This is a genomic window from Actinoallomurus acaciae (assembly GCF_042429965.1).
Classification (GTDB): Bacteria; Actinomycetota; Actinomycetes; order Streptosporangiales; family Streptosporangiaceae; genus Actinoallomurus; species Actinoallomurus acaciae.
In genome coordinates this window covers 1-1,697 of the sequence record NZ_JBHLZP010000954.1, presented here as the reverse complement: position 1 = coordinate 1,697, position 1,697 = coordinate 1, and the positions used below count along the sequence as shown (strand labels likewise).

The 1,697-nt window shown below is 73.2% G+C and carries 2 protein-coding genes; both read right to left on the bottom strand.

What is annotated here, in order from left to right; translation table 11 throughout:
- Window positions 1-309: MFS transporter (locus tag ACFFNX_RS49300; protein ID WP_378213390.1), on the bottom strand; the 309-nt coding region annotated here is incomplete at its 3' end.
- Between the two features lie 149 nt (window positions 310-458).
- Window positions 459-1,067, bottom strand: coding sequence for a TetR/AcrR family transcriptional regulator (locus ACFFNX_RS49295; protein ID WP_378213389.1), 609 nt, complete (start codon window positions 1,065-1,067; stop codon window positions 459-461).
- Window positions 1,068-1,697: the final 630 nt, after the last annotated feature.

Genomic DNA, 1,697 nt, shown 5'->3' with positions numbered 1-1,697 from the left:
GACGCGCAGCCCGATCACCCAGCCGATGCCCGGCGCGACCGCGATCCCGGCCGAGGCCGCCGCGAAGCCGAGCAGGCCGCACAGCAGCAGCCGCCGATGGCCGTACCGGTCGCCGAGGCGTCCGGCGATGACCAGCAGCGCGGCCACGGCGAGCAGGTAGCCGGTGCTCGTCCACTGCGTCTGCGCCACGCTCGCGCCGAGATCACGCCGTACGCTGGGCTGCGCCACCATCAGCACCGTGCCGTCCAGCGCGACCAGCATCGCACCGGCCGCGCTGACCGTGAGGGCGAGGCGCCGCCGCGCCGTCACGCGTCGCCCGGGCGGGTGGCGATGAGCCGGTGGTTGCCGGGTGTCGTGTCCTGCTCGTCCACCGTCAGGTCGACGCTGCCCCGGAGTTCGGCGGCGCCGTGCGTGCTGGTCATCGGCGTTGTGCCGACCGCGAGGCGCCGCCGCGCCGTTCACGCGTCGCCCAGGTGAGTGTCGACGATCGTGGCGATGAGCAGGTCGAGTCGGTCGTCGTCGGGCGTCGTGTCCTCCTCGTCCAGCGCCAGGCCGATGCTGCCCCGGCTCCAGAGTTCGGCGACGCCGTGCATGTTGGTCCACAGCGCGACCGCGATCACCTCCGCGGGGACGTCGCGCCGTACACCGCACCGGGCGACGAGTTCGACGAGCCGGCCGAACAGCGGCAGGCTCGCCTCCCGCAGCGGCGGTCCGCCCGCCGCCCGCGCCTCCCCGCGCAGCAGATCGTGCCGGAACATCAGCGCGAACATGCCGGGATGCTCCTGCGCGTACCGCACGTACGCGCCGGCCAGCGCCCGCAACTGTGCCCGTGGCGGCGCCCCGTCGTCGGCCGCCGCGGCGAACCGCGCGGCGAGGTCGCCGAAACCGCGCCGGGCGATCGCCGACAGCAGCGCCTGATGAGTGGGGAAGTACCGGCGGGGCGCCCCGTGCGAGACCCCCGCCCGGCGGGCGATCTCCCGCAGCCCCAGCGACGAGACGCCCTCGGTGAGGACGAGGTCCACGCCGACGTCGACGAGCCGGTCCCGAAGAGAGTCCTCCGCATGCATGGACAATGTCTACCATCATTCGGTAGACACTGTCTACGACCTCTTTGGAGGGTTGTCGAACAAAAACGTCTGTTTGATAAAAGGAGGCGGTACGGCTACGGTTCTGGTGTGGCAGGGGAGTCGGACGGGTGCCGCTGAAGCGGCATCGGCTGATCAGGCCACTGGGGCGATGCGGCATGGGCACGGTTTGGCGTGCCCATGCCGAGCGCTCCGGCCGCCGAAGAACCGAGGACCCGGACAGCGGGCCGCCCGGACCGGACGGCGCGTGACCGGCTTCGGATTTCCGGCGCAGGACACTAGAACGTCCGCGCGCCCTGACGAGCGAGCGTAGGGGCACACGGCCGCAGAGGGGTCCAAGCCCGGGATCTCCAACAAACGCATCACGGCATCGCCGCGGCCGGGTGAGAACTTCCCTCCCCAGCCGGCCGTCGCCGGGACTGTCGGACGCGGCGGGCAGAATCGGGGCATGCGGATCGCGGTCGCCGAGGGGCCGGACGACGGAGGCATGCTGCGTGCCGTCGCCGAGCACGGCCCGCCGCTGGCCCCCGCCGAGCCGGTCCCCGACCTCGTCGCCGCCGTCGCCGCCCGGGAGGCCCGGGCCAAAGAGCACGACGACCCCGCCGGCGTGCG

What these genes read in the sequence shown, in the direction of transcription:
- ACFFNX_RS49295 (WP_378213389.1), bottom strand. Translation starts at nt 1,067, where the DNA reads ATGCATGCGGAGGACTCTCTTCGGGACCGGCTCGTCGACGTCGGCGTG.